The following is an 18,060-nucleotide window of genomic DNA, read 5'->3' on the forward strand; positions in this document are numbered from 1 at the left end:
AAGGGGTCGGGATCAGTCTTCCAACAAGACTTAGGTGAAGGAAAGCGATTTGGCAAAGCGGGGCATGGATATGGCACGGGGGGGCGCATTGCGCCTGCTGTCGGGGGTGCGGGACGGATTGTCGCTGTCCGATCAGGCAGGCGCGCTGAAGGCGCTGCCGCCAGCGGACCAGGCCCGCGCCGGGCGTCTGGCAGGAGCCGTGCTGCGCCACCAGTCGCGCGCCGACGCGGTGATCGCAGGTCATGTCAGCCGCAAGCCCAGCCCGCAGGTGGCCGACATCCTGCGCCTGGCCGTGGTTGAGATGCTGGATCTCGACGGCGCCGCGCATGGCGTGGTCGATGCCGCCGTGACCCTGACGCGCGGGCTGGGCCAAAAGGGCCAGGCCGCGTCGGGCATGGTGAACGCGGTGCTGCGCAAGGTGGCGGGCTATCAAGGCTGGTCCGACCTGCCGCCGCAGGCGATGCCCGACTGGCTGCGCGAGCCGGTGGCACTGGCTTGGGGCGAGGCCGTGGCCCAAGCCATCGAGGCCGCGCATCAGGCAGGCGCGCCGCTGGACCTGACCCCCAAGCCCGGCGCTTCGGTCGAAGGATCCGAGGTGCTGCCGACCGGCTCCCTGCGCCTTCATGGCCCGGCGCAGGTGTCCGCCCTGCCCGGTTATGCGCAAGGGGATTGGTGGGTGCAGGATGCCGCCGCCGCCCTGCCCGTGCGCCTGCTGGATCCGAAGCCGGGGGAACGAATCGCTGACCTGTGCTCGGCGCCCGGCGGCAAGACCTTGCAACTGGCCGCTGCGGGCGCACAGGTCGCGGCGGTGGACATCAGCCCCGCCCGGCTTCGGCGCGTGGCCGAGAACCTGCGCCGCTGCAACCTGGATGCCGATCTGGTCGCAGCCAATGCCCTGGAGTGGCGCCCCGATGCGCCCCTGGACGCGGTCCTGCTGGACGCGCCCTGTTCGGCCACCGGCACGATCCGGCGCCATCCCGACCTGCCATTCCTGCGTGACGGGTCGGGCATCCCGCCGCTGATCGACCTGCAGGCGCGGCTGATCGACCATGCCCTGTCCCTGATCGCGCCGGGCGGGCGGATGGTTTACGCCGTCTGTTCGCTGCTGCCGGACGAAGGCGAGGCGCAGGTGGCCGCCGCGCTGGCCCGCCATCCCGGGCTGATGGTGGAAACCCCGGATCTTCCGGGCATCGACCCCGCGTGGATCACACCCGAAGGCGGCTTGCGCACCCGGCCCGATTACTGGGCGGATCGCGGCGGCATGGATGGCTTCTTCATGATCCGGCTGCGCAAGGCGGTTTAGAACAGGAGCGCTGCCCCTCTTGGCCTGCGGCCAATTCACCCCGGGATATTGAGGTGAAGAAGAAATTGCCGCGCTTCTTCTTCACCGAAATATCCCGCGGGGGTCCGGGGGCGCGAAGCCCCCGGCGGCGCCACTGGACCTTTGGCCTGCTTGGCGCTAAGCCACCGCCGAACCAGATGCGAGGCCCCCATGTCCCGTCCCTTGCCGATCAGACGCGCGCTGATTTCCGTTTCAGACAAGACCGGGCTGATCGACTTTGCCCGCAAGCTGGACGCCCGGGGTATCGAGATCCTGTCCACCGGCGGCAGCGCGAAGTCGCTGCGCGAGGCGGGGCTGACGGTGGTGGACGTGGCCGATGTGACGGGCTTTCCCGAAATGATGGACGGCAGGGTCAAGACGCTGCACCCGGCGGTCCACGGCGGGCTGCTGGCCTTGCGCGACAATGCCGAACACCTGGCCGCGATGGAGGCGCATGGCATCGGTCCCATCGACCTGCTGGTCGTGAACCTTTATCCCTTCGAGGAAACGGCAGCGAAAGGTGCAGGCTATGACGACTGCATCGAGAATATCGATATCGGCGGCCCTGCGATGATCCGGGCTGCGGCCAAGAACCATGGCTTTGTCACCGTGATCGTGGATGTGCAGGATTACGACGCGCTGCTGGCGGAACTGGACGCCAACGATGATCGCACCACCCTGGCCTTTCGCCAGCGCCAGGCCCAGATTGCCTATGCCCGCACCGCCGCCTATGACGCTGCCGTCAGCACCTGGCTGGCGGGCGCCATCGGCGACGAAACGCCGCGCCGCCGCGCCTTTGCGGGCACCTTGTCCCAACCCCTGCGCTATGGCGAGAATCCGCATCAGGGGGCGGCCTTCTATGTCACCGGCGAGAACCGCCCGGGCGTTGCCACGGCGCGTCAGTGGCAGGGCAAGGAACTGTCCTACAACAACATCAACGACACCGACGCGGCATTCGAGCTGGTGGCGGAGTTCGACCCGGCGGAAGGCCCTGCCTGCGTGATCATCAAGCACGCCAATCCCTGCGGCGTCGCGCGGGGCAACAGCGCGCTCGATGCCTATAAGCGCGCCTTCGATTGCGATCGAACCTCGGCCTTTGGCGGCATCATCGCGCTGAACGGGACGCTGGACGGCGCCACTGCAGAGGAGATCGCGAAGATCTTCACCGAGGTCGTGATTGCCCCCGACGCTGACGAGGATGCGAAGCGCATCTTTGCCGCCAAGAAGAACCTGCGCCTGCTGACCACCGGCGGGCTGCCCGATCCGCAGGCGCCGGGGCTGGCCTTCCGCCAGGTCGCGGGCGGGTTCCTGGTCCAGGGCCGCGACAACGGCCATGTGGGGCTGCCCGACCTCAAGATCGTCAGCGACCGTCAGCCGGATGACGGGGAACTGGCCGATATGCTGTTCGCCTGGACCGTCGCCAAGCACGTCAAGTCGAACGCCATCGTCTATGCAAAGGATCGCGCGACCGTGGGCATCGGTGCGGGCCAGATGAGCCGCGTGGACAGCACCCGCATCGGCCGCCGCAAGTCCGAGGACATGGCCGAGGCGCTTGGCCTGGCCCAGCCCCTCACGGTCGGCGCGGTTGTCGCCTCCGACGCCTTCTTCCCCTTTGCCGACGGCATCGAGGCCCTGGCCGAGGCTGGTGCCCGCGCCGTGATCCAGCCCGGCGGGTCCATGCGCGACGACGAGGTGATCGCGGCGGCGAACCGCCTGGGTCTGGCGATGGTGTTCACCGGCCAGCGGCATTTCCGGCACTGATGCAACAGGAACTGCCCTTGGACCCGCCGGCACCGACTGCCGTCCAACCGGCTGCAAAGGCCCGGCGCCCCCGCGCGCCGAAAAAACCGCAGCCCCCGGCCCGCACCGACATGAGGCTGGTGATCTGGGTCGCGGCGACGATCTTCGTGGTCGACCAGGTGCTGAAATACTGGGTAGTCCATGTGCTGCAACTGGACCGCATCCGAGCGATCGACGTTCTGCCCCCCTGGCTGAACCTGCGCATGGCCTGGAACCAGGGTGTCAATTTCGGGCTGATGGCATCCGACACCGGTGTGACGAAATGGATCCTGGTCGCGGTCGCGCTTGCCATCGTCGCCTGGGTCTGGATCTGGATCTGGCGCAGCGATGCCGGGGCGCTTGCACGCATTGCGGCGGGGATGCTGATCGGCGGCGCGCTTGGCAATGTCATCGACCGGTTGCTGTATGGCGCGGTCGCGGATTTCCTGAATATGTCCGTGCCCGGCTGGCAGAACCCCTACAGCTTCAACGTGGCCGACATCGCCATCTTTGCGGGCGCCATTGGCCTGGTGCTGGTGCCGCAGAAGAAGGAGCCAGAAAAGCCGGTCCGAAAGCCTCGCGACAAGACCCGTGACGGCACCGGCAAATCCGGCTAGAACAGGCGCAAGAAATAAAGGGGCAGGTTCATGCAGGCTTTCGTCAAGGGCATCGCCATCGCGGGCGTCATGGGGCTGGGCGCCTGCGGCAGCAACCATCTGATGAATATCGAAACCGGCCAGAACAGCCCGGACGAATTCGCCATCCTGCCGACCCGCGCCTTGTCCATGCCGCCCGACCTGGCGCTGCTGCCCGCCCCCACGCCGGGCGGGACCAACATCACCGACCCGAACCCCAATGCCGACGCGGTTGCCGCCCTTGGCGGCAATCCCGCGCGGCTGGCGAACCAGGGCGTCGCCGCAGCGGACGGGGCGCTGATCGCCCATGCCACACGGCGCGGGACCGACCCCGCGATCCGCGAACGCCTGGCCGAATCTGACGCCGAATGGCGGTCGCGCAACAAGCGCCGCCCGCTGGAGGCGCTGTTCGGCACCACCGTCTATCAGCGGGCCTATCGTCCCCTGGCGCTTGATTCGCAGACCGAACAGCAACGCTGGCAGCGTGCGGGCGCGATCACCCAGACCTCGCCCGCCCTGCCCGAGGAATGACGGCGGATTTCGATCCGGCGCATCCCGATTTCGGCGAAAACCTCTGGCCTGCCTATGCGCGGCTGCGGGCGGCACCCGGCCTGCCGCTGTGGAACGGGTTTCACCTGGCCGCGCGGTTCGCGGATGTGCAGGCCATCGCCTTCGACCGACGGATGGTGCGGGGTACGGGCTTCATGGACCCCGGTGCCAGGCGGCAGGTGCAGGTGGCCGAGAATTTCCACGATATGCCGTTTCACGAACGCTTCGTGCAGACATCAATGCTGGAACTGGACGGGCCGGACCATGACCGGCTGCGGCGCGCGGTGTTTCCATTCTTTACCAAGACCCGGCTGGAAAGCCTGCGGCCCTTTGTCACGCAATGGGTCGATGCCGCGCTTGACCGCCTGCTCCCGCAGGGCGGCTTTGATTTCGTCGCCGATCTGGCGGCCCATCTGCCGGGACAGGTGATCGGCCACCTGATCGGCACCGACCCCGCGCTGGCCCCGCAGATGACGCGGTGGTCGGACGACACCGTCAGCTATTTCGATGTCAGCCGCCGCACGCCAGACCGCAAGAAGCGGGCCGAGACGGCGGTGCGGCTGTTCCATGACGCGCTGCAAGACCTTTATGCCGCCCGCAAGGCCCGGCCTCGCGACGACCTGATAAGCGCGATGATCGGGGCCGAGGACGCGGGCCTGCTGTCCCATGACGAACTGATCGCCACGGTGATGCAGATCCTGCACGCAGGCCACGGATCGACGATCGACGTGATGGGCAGCGGGCTGCACGCGCTGATGTCCCACCCCGACCAGTTGGCCCGGCTGCGGGCGGGCCCCGGCCTGATGCCGACGGCGGTTCAGGAAGTGTTCCGCTTTGCGCCGCCGCTGATCTTCTTTCACCGCCACGCATCCGAGGATCTGGCGATCTGCGGGCAGGACTGGCCAAAGGGAACGACCTTTGGCCTGCTTTATGCCAGTGCCAACCGCGATCCCGCCGCCTTTGCGGATCCCGACCGTTTCGATTTGGGCCGCAAGCCGAACCTGCATCTGGCCTTTGGGGCCGGTCCCCATGTCTGCCTGGGCAACAACCTTGCGCGGTTGAACATGGAGATCCTGTTCACCGCCCTGCTGGCCCGGACCCACGGCATCTTCCCTGCGGGTTCGGCGACCTGGAAGACCGGGCTGCAATCCCATGGTCCGGCCAGCCTGCCCGTTCATGTGACGACACATTAGCGTGTGACAGGTTGCGCAAGCGGCCTTCATTGGTCAGATTTTGCCCTGACCAAGGAGGTTCCGCCCCCATGCTTCGACCGACCCTGCCCGCCTTGCTGGCCCTGGCCGTCAGCACCCTGCCCGCCCTTGCCGAAACGCCGTCCCCCGAAAACAACGGCGTCACCCATTTCACCCTGCCCAACGGCCTTGAAACCGTCGTGATCGAGGATCACCGCGCCCCTGTGGTGGTGCAGATGGTCTGGTACCGGATCGGATCGGCGGATGAGCCGCCCGGAAAATCGGGGATCGCGCATTACCTGGAACACCTGATGTTCAAGGGCACCGAAAAACTGGAGCCGGGCGAGTTGTCCAAGACCGTGACCGCCAATGGCGGCATGGACAACGCCTTCACCAGCTATGACTATACCGCCTATTTCCAGCGCATCGCCTCGGACCGCCTGCCGCTGGTGATGGAGATGGAGGCCGACCGGATGGCCAACCTGCGCATCGGCGAGGATGACTGGCAGGCCGAACGGCAGGTCGTTCTGGAGGAACGGGCGCAGCGCGTGGACAGCGATCCCGGCTCCCTGTTCGCCGAGGAACGCAACGCCACGCTGTTCTATAACCACCCTTACGGCCGCCCGGTGATCGGCTGGCGTGCCGAGATGGAGGGGCTGACGCGCGACGATGCCTTGGCCTGGTATGACAACCATTATTCCCCGAACGAGGCTATCCTGATCCTGGCGGGCGACGTGACGCCCGAAAAGGCCCGCGAACTGGCCGAGAAATACTATGGCCCGATCCCCGCCAAGGGAGAGGCCGAGCCGCGCATCCGCCCGCAGGAACCCGACCAGCGGTCGCCGCGCCGGATGGAGATGACCGATCCCCGCGTGCCGCAACCGGTGATGACGCGCAGCTATCTGGCCCCCGAACGCAACCCCGGCGACCAGGCGGATGCCGCCGCCCTGACGGTGCTGGCGGAACTGCTGGGCGGTTCCATGCAGACATCCGTCCTGGGGCAGGAGCTGGCCATGAAGGGCAAGGCGCTGTGGGTGAACGCGGGCTATGACGGGTTTTCCGTCGATCCGACCAGCTTCGGGATCTCGCTTGTCCCTGCCGACGGCATGGCGCCGGACAAGGCCGAGGCCGAACTGGACCGCGTGCTGGCGCAATTCCTGGAAACCGGCCCGGACCAGGCCGACCTGGACCGGGTCAAGACACAGATCGAGGCCGCGCGGGTCTATACGCTCGATTCGGCCCATGGGCGGGCCTATGATTATGGCCAGGGGCTGGCTACCGGGCTGACGGTCCAGGACGTGAACGACTGGCCCGATATCCTGGCCGCAGTCACGGCCGATGACGTGATGCAGATGGCCCGTCAGGTGCTGGGCAGCGAGGCCACCGTGACCGGCTGGCTTCTGCCCCCTCCGGCGGATGCGGTCCCAACGCCGGCAGCCAATACCCCCACCGACACCCCCAGCCCCGAGGTGCAAGGATGATCCGCGCCGCCATTGCCCTGTTCCTTGCCGTTCTGGCCGTCCCGGCCCATGCCATCGACATCCAGGCCGTCACATCCCCCGGCGGCATCAAGGCCTGGCTGGTCCAGGACGACACGATCCCCTTTGTTGCCGTGGAATTTGCCTTCAAGGGCGGCGCCAGCCTGGACCAGCCCGGCAAGCGCGGCGCCATCAACCTGATGGCCGCTACGCTGGAGGAAGGCGCAGGCGGCCGCGATTCCGTGGCATTCGCCCAGGCGGTCGAGGATCTGGGCGCCCGGTTTTCCTTCGACGCGGGCGACGATTCGCTGTCCGTCGGGATGCGCGCGCTGTCCGAAAACCGCGACGAGGCCGCAGCCCTGTTGGCCGAGGCGCTGACCCAGCCCCGTTTCGACGACGCGGCGATTGAACGCGTCCGCGCGCAGGTGCAATCGATCATCCGGTCCGAGGCGACGGATCCGCAGTCCATCGCCGCCAAGGAAATGTCGCGGCAGGCCTGGGGCGACCATCCCTATGCGACCTCCCTCAACGGGACGGAGGATTCCGTGGCGGCCCTGACGCGGCAGGATCTGGTGGCCGCCAAGAACCGCGTGCTGGCCCGCGACCGCGTGGTGGTGGGGGCCGCAGGCGACATATCGCCCGAGGAACTGGGCCTTTTGCTGGACAAGGTGCTGGGCGGCTTGCCTGAACAGGGGACTGCGCCCTTGCCGGAACCTGCCCGACTGCAACTGACCGGCGGGGTCACGGTGATCGACTGGGACAGTCCGCAGACCGTTGTCAGCTTTGCGGGGCCGGGCCTGCCCATCGACGATCCCGATTATTTCGCGGCCTTTGTCGCCAACCACATCCTGGGCGGCGGCGGCTTCAGCTCCCGCCTGATGGAGGAGATCCGCGAAAAGCGCGGGCTGACCTATGGCGTGGGCACGACGCTGGCCACCGGGGTTTACGGCCAGACCTGGCGGGGCGGCATGGCCGGGTCGAACGCGACCACCGGCGAGGCGGTCGATCTGATCAAGGCTGAATGGGACCGCATGGCGCAGGGCGTGACCGACCAGGAACTGACCGACGCCAAGACCTATCTGACCGGCGAATATCCCCTGCGCTTTGACGGCAACGGCAGCATCGCGGGGATTCTGGCCGGGATGCAGTTGATCGGCTTTCCCATCGACTATGTGAACACCCGAAACGCCAAGGTCGAGGCCGTCACGGCAGAGGACGTAAAGCGCGTCGCGGCAGAATTGCTGGCTGCGGACAAGCTGCGCTTTGTGCTGGTGGGCCGGCCCGAGGGGATCGAGGCCACGGACAGCACCGATGCGGCCGAGGTCGTGAACTGACCACCCGCTGGGGGACTTCACGTCCCCCTGACCCCCTGTGGGATATTTGGACCAAGGCAAGGACCGGCAGGGCAAGGGACACGGGAATCGCTGGCTCCACCGGCCTGCCCCTGCTAGATTTGGGTGCATGAACACCCATGACCCCCATATCCGGCCAGTCATTCGGCAACTGGACGAAGCGGTCGCCAACCGCATCGCGGCGGGCGAGGTGGTGGAACGGCCCGCCTCGGCGGTCAAGGAACTGGTGGAAAACGCCCTTGATGCCGGGGCCTCGCGCATCGACATCGCCATCGAGGACGGCGGCAAGCGGCTGATCCGGGTTTGCGACGATGGCTGCGGCATGGCGCCCGACGACCTGCCCCTGGCCTTGTCGCGCCATGCCACCAGCAAAATCGACGGATCGGACCTGCTTGCGATCCGCAGTTTCGGCTTTCGGGGCGAGGCGCTGCCGTCCCTGGGCGCGGTGGGCCGGTTGACCATCACGTCGCGGACGCGGGGCGGGGATGGCGCGGTGATCGCGGTGGCGGGGGGCAAGGTCGCGCCGGTGCGTCCGGCCGCAGCCAATCCTGGCACGGTCGTGGAACTGCGCGATCTGTTCTTTGCGACGCCCGCCCGTCTGAAATTCCTGCGCGGCGACCGGGCCGAGACGATGGCCGTGGCCGATTGCATCCGCCGCCTGGCCATGGCCGAGCCTTTCGTGGGCTTCACGCTGACGGCGGACGGCAAGGAAATCTTTCGCGCCGATGCCGAAGGGGGCGAATTGTTCGGTGCCTTGCAGACCCGGCTGTCGCGCGTGATGGGCAGGGCCTTCATCGACAATGCCCTTGCCATCGACGCCCAACGCGACGGGCTGGTTCTGACGGGCTTTGCCGCCCTGCCCACCTGGTCACGCGGCGCGGCAGTGGCGCAGCATCTGTATGTGAACGGCAGGCCTGTGCGGGACAAGCTGCTGACGGGCGCCTTGCGGGCGGGATACATGGATGTGCTGGCATCGGGGCGCCATCCGGCGGCGGTGCTGTATCTGGCCTGCGACCCGCAGCTTGTCGATGTGAACGTCCATCCCGCCAAGGCCGAGGTCCGTTTCCGCGATCCCCAGGCCGCACGGGGTCTGGTGGTCAGCGCCTTGCGCCACGGGCTGGCCGGTGCGGGGCATCGCGCCTCGTCAACGGTGGGGGACGCAACGTTGGCGGCGTTCAGCGCTGAACCCCGCGCCTATCAGGCGGATTATCGGCCCTCGGCCACGGCGATCCGGGCCAGCCTTGATTTGCAGGCACCGGTTCCGGGCTTTGCCGAGGCACCCTCGGCCCGGACCGAGGAACCCGCTGCGCCAACGGACGCCCCCTTGGGCGCCGCACGGGCGCAGATCCATGAGAACTATATCATCGCCCAGACCGGAGACGGCCTGGTGATCGTCGATGGGCACGCGGCCCATGAGCGGCTGGTTTACGAACGGCTGAAGGCGCAGGCGGCGGCCACCGGCATTGCCCGCCAGGCCCTGCTGATCCCCGAGATCGTGGATCTGTCCGACGCCGATGCGGCGCGGATCCTGTCAGTCGCGGGCGATCTGGCGGATCTGGGCCTGGTGATCGAACCCTTTGGCGGGGGTGCCGTTGCGGTGCGCGAAACCCCGGCAATGCTGGCAAGACTGGACGTAGCCGCGCTGATCCGCGACATCCTGGACGATCTGGCGGACCAGGGCGCATCGGACCGGCTGCAGGGGCGGCTGGATGCGGTTCTGTCGTCGATGGCCTGCCATGGATCGGTCCGGTCCGGGCGCCGCATGAGCGCCGATGAGATGAACGCGCTGTTGCGCGACATGGAACGCACGCCCCGTTCCGGCCAGTGCAACCATGGCCGCCCGACCTGGGTCAAGCTGCGCCTGTCCGATATCGAGCGGCTGTTCGGCCGCAAGGATTGACCGCCGCCCCGGACGGCGCGACAGTCGGCGCATTCAACGGAGCATCGCCATGCTGCATATCAGTCCCGACAAGATCGCCCATATCATCATCCGCGCCCGCCAATACGACAGCGGCGTCAACCCCTGGGCACATTCAGGCAGCAGGGCGCAGCATGGGGTGCAATCCGAACTGCGCGATTTCATCGCCAACCTGAACGAGGATGAACAGGCCAGCCTTGTCGCGGTGATGTGGATCGGCCGCGAAAGCTTCGAACCCGAGGAACTGGAGGAAGCCATCCAGACCGCCCGTGTCGAACGCACCACCCCGACCGAGGATTACCTGATGGGCGAACCCCGGCTGGCCGATCTGCTGGAATCCGGCCTGGAAGCCCTCGGCATCTCGCCCGAGGATGCCGAGGACGACCTGAACCGTCTGGTCTGATCAGCGCGCGGACGTGACGCGGATCAACCGGCCATTGTCCTCGTCCGTCAGCAGCATCAGGGCGCCGTCGCGGGCAACCTCGACCTCGCGCACGCGGCCGATGCCTTGCAGGTGGCGCGCCTCGCCGGTCACGCGGTCGCCGTCCATTTCCAGGCGCACCAGATCGTTGGACTTCAGCCCGCCGATCAGCAGGTCGCCCTGCCAATCGGGGAACATCTCGCCGTCATAGAAGGTCATCTGGCCGGGCGCGATCACCGGATCCCAATAATAGACGGGCTGTTCAGTGCCTTCCAGCTGGGTGATCCCTTCGCCGATGGGACGGCCGCTGTAGTCCACGCCATAGGTCACGCGCGGCCAGCCATAGTTGCGGCCCGCCTGGGGCAGGTTCAATTCGTCCCCGCCCTTGGGACCATGCTCGATGGTCCACAGCCTGCCCTGACCGTCAAGCGCCGCGCCCTGGAGGTTGCGGTGCCCCCATGACCAGATTTCGGGCAATGCCTCGGCCACGCCGGGATCGCCCATCGGCGCGCCCGTCTCGGGGTTGATGCGGACGACCTTGCCCAGGGTCGTGGTGACGTTCTGGGAATAGACGCGCGAATCAGGGTTCGAGCGCTCGCCAGTGGTCACGAACAGCCCGCCCTGCCCGTCATGGATCAGGACCGAGCCGTAATGCTTGGTCGAATCCCAGGCGGGCTGCTGTTGCCAGATCACCTGCGTGCCGTCCAGCGTGCTGCCATCGGCCGACAGGGTGCCGGTGGCGACGGCGGTGGCGGTCTTGCCGTCCTCGCGCGGCTGGGCGAAGCTGATCCAGACGCGGCGCGTATCGGCGAAGTCGTCGGCCACCGTCACGTCCAGCAGCCCGCCCTGGTCGCGGGTGTCGATGTCCGGCAGCCCGCCGATCTGATCGGACAGCGCGCCGTCCGCGCCCACCATGCGCAGGTTGCCCGCGCGCTCCGTCACCAGCCAGGCGTCGTCCGGCAATTCGGCAAGGCCCCAGGGATGGTCCAGCCCGTCGGCGATCACCGTCTGGTCCAGGGCGATGTCATCGGCCAGCACCGGCGCGCGGGTCTGGTTTTCAAAGGCGGGCTGCTGGTCGGGCGCGTTCGGCGGCGCCGTGTTGAAATCCTGGGCGGTTGCGGTTCCGGCCAGCAGGGCCGCTGCGGTCAAGGTCAGGTGACGGGTCATAGACATGGGGCGGGCGCCTTTTTCCGGATGGGAGTGGATTGGGGGTCAAACCCCCTTGCGGAAATGACGTTCCCCCCCTGCCTTCACGTCTGTGTCAGGCGATCCCGATGGGTCCGGAACAACGCCCCGGCCCGGCCCCACGGCCCCTCGTCGATCCGATCGAGCTGCGCCAGCACAGGCAACAACTGCCCCGCATAATCCTCCGAGCTTTCGCGCGGCAGAAGCGATGGCAGGTTGTCGATGGCCATCACGTCCAGCGGCGGATTGTCGGCCACCCGCAGCACCGGCTGGTCCCAGGTGGTCGTGCGGTCATAGACCTTGATGGGGGAAAAGTCGCTGGCGGGATCGCAGGCCACATCGCCGATGACCGTCAGCCGCCGTCCGGGGGCCACCGCGCTTTCGGGCACGAAGACCGGTGCGCCCGGCTGGGCCAGGATCGCATTGATGAACAGCTCATGCGCCAGAACCTGTGGGAAAGGGCCCCCATGCGCGGTTTCCGCCATGTCCCAGCGGGTGACGGGCACGCCCAAGGCGACCAGCAGGTCGGCCGCACCGGTGCCCACCCGGCCCTTGGCGCCGATCACAAGGGCGTGCGGGCGCGGACGGGCGGTGGCGTCCAGTTGCGCACGCAATTCGTCCAGCCAAAGCTCCTTGTCGGCATAGGCATGGACCGGCCCGCAAAGACCGCCCCCCTGTTGCGCGACCCATGCCTTCAGCGACACGGCCGCCCCCGCATAGCCCGCCCAGTACCCAAAGGCCGCAAGACGGCGTCCGGCATCGTCCGTCAGGTATTCAAGGTCATACAGGTGCCCGCCCCCGGCCTGGAACCGGCGCAGCAGAACCTGGCCCGCGGGCTGGCCCTTGAAGGCATGGCCGAACATGACATGGCGGTGGCGCAGGGGAAGGCCGTCGTCGGGCAGTTCCTTCAGGCCGAAGACGATCGCGTCGTCGGGCGCGGTGGGCCAGCTGCCTGGCGGCGCAATCACGGCCCCGGCGCGGGCATAATCCTCGGTCGGCAGGACGCGGTGGGGGCTGTCCTCGACCGTGACGCTGAAGCCTTGCGCGACCAGGCTTGCCACGCCCTCGGGGGTGATGCCTGCCCGTTCCTCGTTCGCGCGGCTTTCGGCCCGCACCCACAGATGTGTCATCATCGCCTCGATCCTTGGTGGCCCCGTCATCTAGCGCGGGGGCGCCGGGGGCAGCAAGGGAACCCCCATGGCCCGGATGGTGTTCCACCCTGTTCCCATTCCTGTTGCTTGGAGAGTCCGATGATCCTCAGCCGACGCGCCAGCCTGATGCTGGGCCTGGCCGCCAGTGCCGCCACCCTGATGCCGCGCCTTGCCATGTCCCAGACGGCGACGCCGACCTCGTTTTCCTTCCCGGTCGAAGGGGGGCAGGTCGTTTTCCACCCGGTCGATCACGCATCCATGGTGGTCGAGACGCCGGGCGGAGTGATCTATGTCGATCCGGTCGGCGGCGCGGATCTGTATGCCGGGATGCCGCAGCCCTCGCTGATCCTGATCACGCATGAGCATGGCGATCACTTCGACCTGCCGACCCTGCAAGCCCTTCCCGCCGTGGCGATCATCGCCAACCCGGCGGTCCACGGGATGCTGCCCGCCGAGATGCAGTCCCGCGCCACCGCCATGGCCAACGGCGATCAGGCCCAGGCCATCGGGATGGGGATCGAGGCCGTGCCCGCCTATAACACCAGCGCCGACAAGCAGCAGTATCACCCCCAGGGGCGCGACAACGGCTATGTCCTGACCATCGGCGGCAAGCGGTTCTATATCGCAGGCGATACCGAGGACACGCCCGAGATGCGCGCCCTGGACAACATCGAGGTCGCTTTCCTGCCCATGAACCTGCCCTATACGATGACCGTCCAGCAGGCAGCGGATGCGGTGGGGGATTTCCGGCCGGTTTCGGTATTCCCCTATCACCACGGGGGCAGCGACGTGCAGGAATTCGCCCGCCTGGTCGAGGGGACGGGCGCAGGCAGCCTGGTCGTTCTTGCCAACTGGTACCCGCGCGGCGAGGCCGGCTGACGGCCCTTCTTTACCGGCGCGGCGCGGCAGGATAGCTAGGCGGCCATGTTGCGATACCTTCTGCGCCGGCTGATCGTGATGGGGCTGAGCCTGCTGGCGGCCTCGGCCCTGATCTTTTCGATCATGGGCCTTGTGCCGGGCGATCCGGCCAGCTTCATGCTGGGGACGGGCGCACAGCCTGAAACTGTGGCCGCATTGCGCCAGCAGTTGGGATTGGACCAGCCCTTCACCTTGCGATACGCGGCCTGGCTGGGGGCGATCCTGCACGGGGATTTCGGGACCAGCTTCACCTACAAGACGTCGGTTGGCGGGATGATCCTGGACCGGTTGCAGGTCTCGCTGCCCTTGGCGGTATTGGCGTTGATGCTGGCGGTGGCCATGGCCCTGCCGGTCGGGCTCTATGCGGCGGGCCGCCGTGGCAGGCTGGGCGACGGGCTGGCGATGGGCGCGGCACATCTGGGCGTAGCGCTGCCCAACTTCTGGCTGGCGATGCTTCTGGTGCTGGTCTTTGCCGTCAACCTGCAATGGCTTCCCGCCGGGGGCTTTTCCGGCTGGACCGACCCTTTTGCGGCGCTGCGGTCGCTGATCCTGCCCGCCGTGGCCCTTGCCCTGCCGCAGGCCGCGATCCTGGCCCGCGTGCTGCGGTCCGCCTTGGTCGAGACGATGGGCCAGGACTATATCCGCACCGCCCGCGCCAAGGGGCTTGCGACAAGCCAGGCCCTGCGGCGCCACGCCTTGCGCAATGCGCTGATTCCGGTGCTGACGATCCTGGGGATGCAGTTCAGCTTCCTGCTGGCGGGCGCGATCATCATCGAGAATATCTTCTACCTGCCCGGCCTGGGGCGGATGATCTTTCAGGCGATCACCCAGCGCGACCTGATCGTAGTGCAGTCGGCGGTGCTTGTGCTGGTCGGCGCGGTCATCGCCGTGACCTTTGTGGTCGATCTGGCCTATGCCGCCGTGGATCCCCGGCTGCGCCGCGCATGAGGATCGGCCTGATCCTGGGCGCCGTCCTGGCGGGGCTGGCGCTGACGGCGGCTGTCCTGTCGGCCCTGTGGACCCCTTACGACATCACCCGACTGGCGATTGCGCAAAAGCTGCTGCCGCCTTCCTCGGCGCATTGGCTGGGCACCGATCACCTGGGCCGCGACATCCTGTCAATGGCGATGCTGGGGGCGCAGACCTCGCTGGCGGTGGCGCTTGCGGCGGTTGTGATCGGCATGGGTCTGGGGGTGCCGCTGGGCTTGCTGGCGGCGGCATGGCGCGGGCACTGGCTGGACGACCTGGTGATGCGCGGCAACGACCTGATCTTCGCCTTTCCGTCCCTGGTGATCGCCATCCTGATCACGGCCGTCTGGGGACCGTCGGCCACAAACGCGATCATCGCCATCGGCATCTTCAACATCCCTGTCTTTGCCCGCGTCACGCGCGGGGCGGCGCTGCCGATCTGGGTGCTGGACTACATCCGCGCGGCCCGGGTTGCGGGCAAGGGGGCGGCCCTGATCAGCCTGCACCACGTCCTGCCCAACATCGCCAGCCTGCTGATCGTGCAGGCCACGATCCAGTTCAGCCTGGGGATCCTGGCCGAGGCAGGCTTGTCCTATGTGGGCCTTGGTGCGCAGCCCCCTGTCCCAAGCTGGGGCAGGATGCTGGCCGAGGCGCAGACCATGGCGACGCTGGCCCCCCATGTGGCGATCATCCCGGGCCTTTGCATCGTGCTGACCGTGCTGGGGCTGAACCTTCTGGGCGACGGGCTGCGCGATGCCCTGGACCCGCGCCTGCGGGTGATGCGGTGATCCGGCTGGACGACCTGTCCGTCGCCATCGACGGACGGCCGATCCTGGACCGCGTGTCGATGGATCTGGCGCCCCGCACCATCACTGGCCTTGTGGGCGAATCCGGCAGCGGCAAGTCCATGACCGCGCTTGCGATCATGGGCTTGCTGCCGAACCGGGCACGGGCATCGGGCCAGGCAATGCTGGACGCAGGCAACCTGTTGACCCTGCCCGAAGCCAGGATGTGCCGCATCCGGGGCGCGCGGATCGGCATGATCTTCCAGGAACCGATGACGGCTCTCAATCCGCTGATGACCATCGGCGATCAGGTGGCCGAGGTGCTGCGCATCCACCAGGGCCTCGACCGCCCCGCAGCCCTGGCCCGCGCACGCGAACGGCTGGACCGCGTGGACCTGCCCAGCCGCCGATTTCCGCTGACGCTTTATCCCCATGAACTGTCCGGCGGACAGCGCCAGCGGGTCGCCATAGCCATGGCCATCGCCTTGCGTCCCGACCTGCTGATCGCCGACGAACCCACGACGGCCCTGGACGTGACCACGCAGGCGCGAATCCTGGATCTGCTGAAGGGCCTGGTCCGGGACGAAGGCATGGCGCTGCTGCTGATCACGCATGACCTGGCGGTGGTGGCGGGCATGGCCGACCGGGTGGCGGTGATGCAGGGGGGCCGGATCGTCGAAAGCGGCCCGACCGCCGACGTGTTCCGACGCCGCAGCCATCCCCATACCCGGCAGTTGTTCGCGGCCTCGCGCCACGTTCCCGCGCGCGCCCCCCGGCCTCTGGCGGAACCGCTAGTTCAGGTGACGGATGGCGTGCGCGAATACCGCCTGGCCGACGGCGGGTTGCGCGCGCTGAACGGGGTCAGCCTGACCATCGGGCGCGGCGAAAGCGTCGGGCTGGTGGGCGAATCCGGTTGCGGGAAATCGACACTGGCCCGCGCGATCCTGGGGCTGGATCCCTTGCAGGCTGGGCATATCCGGCTGGATGGGCAGGATGTGACGGCCGGTCGCCGGATGCCGCCCCGGTTGCGCGCGCGGATGCAAGCGGTGTTCCAGGATCCCTTTGGCAGCTTCAACCCCCGCTGGCAGGTGGACCGCCTGCTGGCCGAACCCTTCCACCTGACCGGTCGCCCGACCGACTGGCGCGACCGCGTGGCCGCCGCGCTGTCCGAGGTGGGCCTGCGGCCCGACGACGCGCGCAAGTTCATCCATGAATTCTCGGGCGGGCAGCGTCAGCGCCTGGCCATCGCCCGCGCCCTGATCATCCGCCCCGCCTTGATCATCCTGGACGAGGCCGTCAGCGCCCTGGATGTCCGTATCCGCGCGCAGGCTCTGGACCTGCTGGCGCGGCTGCAGGCCGATCACGGCTTGTCCTATCTGTTCATCAGCCACGACCTGTCGGTGGTGCGCGGCATGACAGACCGTGTCCTGGTCATGCAGGCAGGCCAGATCATCGAGGAAGGTCCGCCGGACCAGATCATCGACGCCCCCCGGCACGATCATACGCGCGCCCTGGTGGCAGCGATCCCGCAAATCCCCCCGGACTGGGCCTAGCTCAGGTAACCGCCATCCGCGTCATCGCCCGATTCCTCGACCAGGCGGCCATAATCGGGCAGGATGATGGCACGCTTGCCCGCCAGTTCGATCACGCCGTCGCGTTTCAGCGCGCTGACCTGGCGGCTGACGGTTTCCAGCGTCAAGCCCAGCTTGCCCGCCAGTTCGATCACGCCGTCGCGTTTCAGCGCGCTGACCTGGCGGCTGACGGTTTCCAGCGTCAAGCCCAGGTAATCGGCCATCGCCTCGCGCGTCAGGGGCAGTTCGATGCGCATCCGCCCGCCCGGATTGCGCTTCAGCAGCACGGCTTCGCGCCGGGCGATGATGGCGATAAAGGACGCGATCTTTTCCCGCGCGGTCTTGCGGCCCAGCAGCAGCATCCATTCGCGCGCCGCGTCCAGTTCGTCCAGCGTCATTTCCAGCAGCCGGTGCGCGACATGGGGCGTGGTGCGCATCATGTCCTCGAACGGCTTGCGGCGGAAACAGCACAAGACGACCTTGGTGGCGGCCACGGCATTATAGGCGGCAATTTCCCGTTTCGGGCGGCCCAGGAAATCGCTGGGCAGCAGCAGGCCCACCATCTGCGTCCGCCCGTCCTCCAGCGTCTGCGTCAGCGCCGCCACCCCGGTCACGACCGAACCCACGAATTCCATCCGCTCACCTTCCCAGACGATCGGCTGGCCTGGTTCGAAGGAACGATAGAACTTCATCCCTTCAAGCAGCGAAAGCTCGTCCGTTTCGCAATGCGCGCAGACGGCGCGATAGCGGATGGGACAGTCGCCGCAGCGTTCACCGCCGTCCTGACGGACGGATTTCTGATTGATCTGGGTCAAGGCAATCTCGCGCGTTTCCATCT

The 18,060-nt window shown here is 67.6% G+C and carries 16 protein-coding genes; 13 read left to right on the forward strand and 3 right to left on the reverse strand.

Going from position 1 to position 18,060, the window contains the following annotated elements; genetic code table 11:
- Positions 1–64: 64 nt before the first annotated feature.
- From Q5701_RS08655 to Q5701_RS08695, 9 genes are all read left to right on the forward strand, one after another.
- The gene (locus tag Q5701_RS08655; RefSeq protein ID WP_306754848.1) at positions 65–1,303 is read left to right on the forward strand and encodes an RsmB/NOP family class I SAM-dependent RNA methyltransferase; all 1,239 of its coding nucleotides are present in this window, start codon (positions 65–67) and stop codon (positions 1,301–1,303) included.
- A 189-nt stretch (positions 1,304–1,492) separates the two neighbouring features.
- The gene (gene purH, locus Q5701_RS08660) at positions 1,493–3,082 is read left to right on the forward strand and encodes a bifunctional phosphoribosylaminoimidazolecarboxamide formyltransferase/IMP cyclohydrolase (protein WP_306754849.1); all 1,590 of its coding nucleotides are present in this window, start codon (positions 1,493–1,495) and stop codon (positions 3,080–3,082) included.
- Between the two features lie 110 nt (positions 3,083–3,192).
- Entirely contained in the window at positions 3,193–3,717 is a 525-nt protein-coding gene (gene lspA, locus Q5701_RS08665) for a signal peptidase II (protein ID WP_306754850.1), read from the forward strand.
- Positions 3,718–3,747: 30 nt separating this feature from the next.
- A complete protein-coding gene (locus Q5701_RS08670) occupies positions 3,748–4,266 on the forward strand; it encodes a DUF3035 domain-containing protein (protein WP_306754851.1) in 519 nt (172 codons plus the stop codon).
- Complete coding sequence (locus Q5701_RS08675) at positions 4,263–5,477, forward strand: cytochrome P450 (RefSeq protein ID WP_306754852.1); 1,215 nt, start codon at positions 4,263–4,265, stop codon at positions 5,475–5,477. The genes Q5701_RS08670 and Q5701_RS08675 overlap by 4 nt, the downstream gene beginning before the upstream one ends.
- A 68-nt stretch (positions 5,478–5,545) precedes the next feature.
- The gene (locus Q5701_RS08680; RefSeq protein ID WP_306754853.1) at positions 5,546–6,955 is read left to right on the forward strand and encodes a M16 family metallopeptidase; all 1,410 of its coding nucleotides are present in this window, start codon (positions 5,546–5,548) and stop codon (positions 6,953–6,955) included.
- Positions 6,952–8,286: a M16 family metallopeptidase gene (locus Q5701_RS08685; protein WP_306754854.1), complete on the forward strand. Its 1,335-nt coding sequence runs from the start codon at positions 6,952–6,954 to the stop codon at positions 8,284–8,286. Before Q5701_RS08680 ends, Q5701_RS08685 begins: the two co-directional genes overlap by 4 nt.
- 127 nt (positions 8,287–8,413) lie before the next feature.
- Complete coding sequence (gene mutL / locus Q5701_RS08690; RefSeq protein WP_306754855.1) at positions 8,414–10,204, forward strand: DNA mismatch repair endonuclease MutL; 1,791 nt, start codon at positions 8,414–8,416, stop codon at positions 10,202–10,204.
- A 49-nt stretch (positions 10,205–10,253) separates the two neighbouring features.
- Positions 10,254–10,625, forward strand: coding sequence for a DUF3775 domain-containing protein (locus Q5701_RS08695; protein WP_306754856.1), 372 nt, complete (start codon positions 10,254–10,256; stop codon positions 10,623–10,625).
- Here Q5701_RS08695 and Q5701_RS08700 read toward each other — a convergent pair whose 3' ends face one another.
- Together Q5701_RS08700 and Q5701_RS08705 are read right to left on the reverse strand one after the other, a co-directional pair.
- The gene (locus Q5701_RS08700; protein ID WP_306754857.1) at positions 10,626–11,816 is read right to left on the reverse strand and encodes a PQQ-dependent sugar dehydrogenase; all 1,191 of its coding nucleotides are present in this window, start codon (positions 11,814–11,816) and stop codon (positions 10,626–10,628) included. It abuts the gene before it with no gap.
- Positions 11,817–11,893: 77 nt separating this feature from the next.
- Entirely contained in the window at positions 11,894–12,958 is a 1,065-nt protein-coding gene (locus tag Q5701_RS08705) for a saccharopine dehydrogenase (RefSeq protein WP_306755376.1), read from the reverse strand.
- A gap of 120 nt (positions 12,959–13,078) precedes the next feature.
- Between Q5701_RS08705 and Q5701_RS08710 the strand changes: the two genes are divergently transcribed.
- From Q5701_RS08710 to Q5701_RS08725, 4 genes are read left to right on the forward strand one after another with little or no spacing between them, the layout of a single operon-like run.
- Entirely contained in the window at positions 13,079–13,858 is a 780-nt protein-coding gene (locus tag Q5701_RS08710; RefSeq protein WP_306754858.1) for an MBL fold metallo-hydrolase, read from the forward strand.
- 45 nt (positions 13,859–13,903) lie between these two features.
- Positions 13,904–14,845: an ABC transporter permease gene (locus Q5701_RS08715; protein ID WP_306754859.1), complete on the forward strand. Its 942-nt coding sequence runs from the start codon at positions 13,904–13,906 to the stop codon at positions 14,843–14,845.
- The gene (locus Q5701_RS08720) at positions 14,842–15,654 is read left to right on the forward strand and encodes an ABC transporter permease (protein ID WP_306754860.1); all 813 of its coding nucleotides are present in this window, start codon (positions 14,842–14,844) and stop codon (positions 15,652–15,654) included. The genes Q5701_RS08715 and Q5701_RS08720 overlap by 4 nt, the downstream gene beginning before the upstream one ends.
- Positions 15,651–17,204 carry an ABC transporter ATP-binding protein gene (locus Q5701_RS08725; RefSeq protein WP_306754861.1) on the forward strand — a complete coding sequence of 518 codons (1,554 nt, stop codon included), beginning with the start codon at positions 15,651–15,653 and terminating at the stop codon, positions 17,202–17,204. Before Q5701_RS08720 ends, Q5701_RS08725 begins: the two co-directional genes overlap by 4 nt.
- Here Q5701_RS08725 and fnrL read toward each other — a convergent pair.
- Positions 17,201–18,037 carry a transcriptional regulator FnrL gene (gene fnrL / locus Q5701_RS08730; RefSeq protein WP_306754862.1) on the reverse strand — a complete coding sequence of 279 codons (837 nt, stop codon included), beginning with the start codon at positions 18,035–18,037 and terminating at the stop codon, positions 17,201–17,203. The genes Q5701_RS08725 and fnrL overlap by 4 nt on opposite strands.
- Between the last annotated feature and the right edge of the window lie 23 nt (positions 18,038–18,060).

The sequence above is a fragment of the Paracoccus actinidiae genome (assembly GCF_030863885.1).
Classification (GTDB): Bacteria; Pseudomonadota; Alphaproteobacteria; order Rhodobacterales; family Rhodobacteraceae; genus Paracoccus; species Paracoccus everestensis.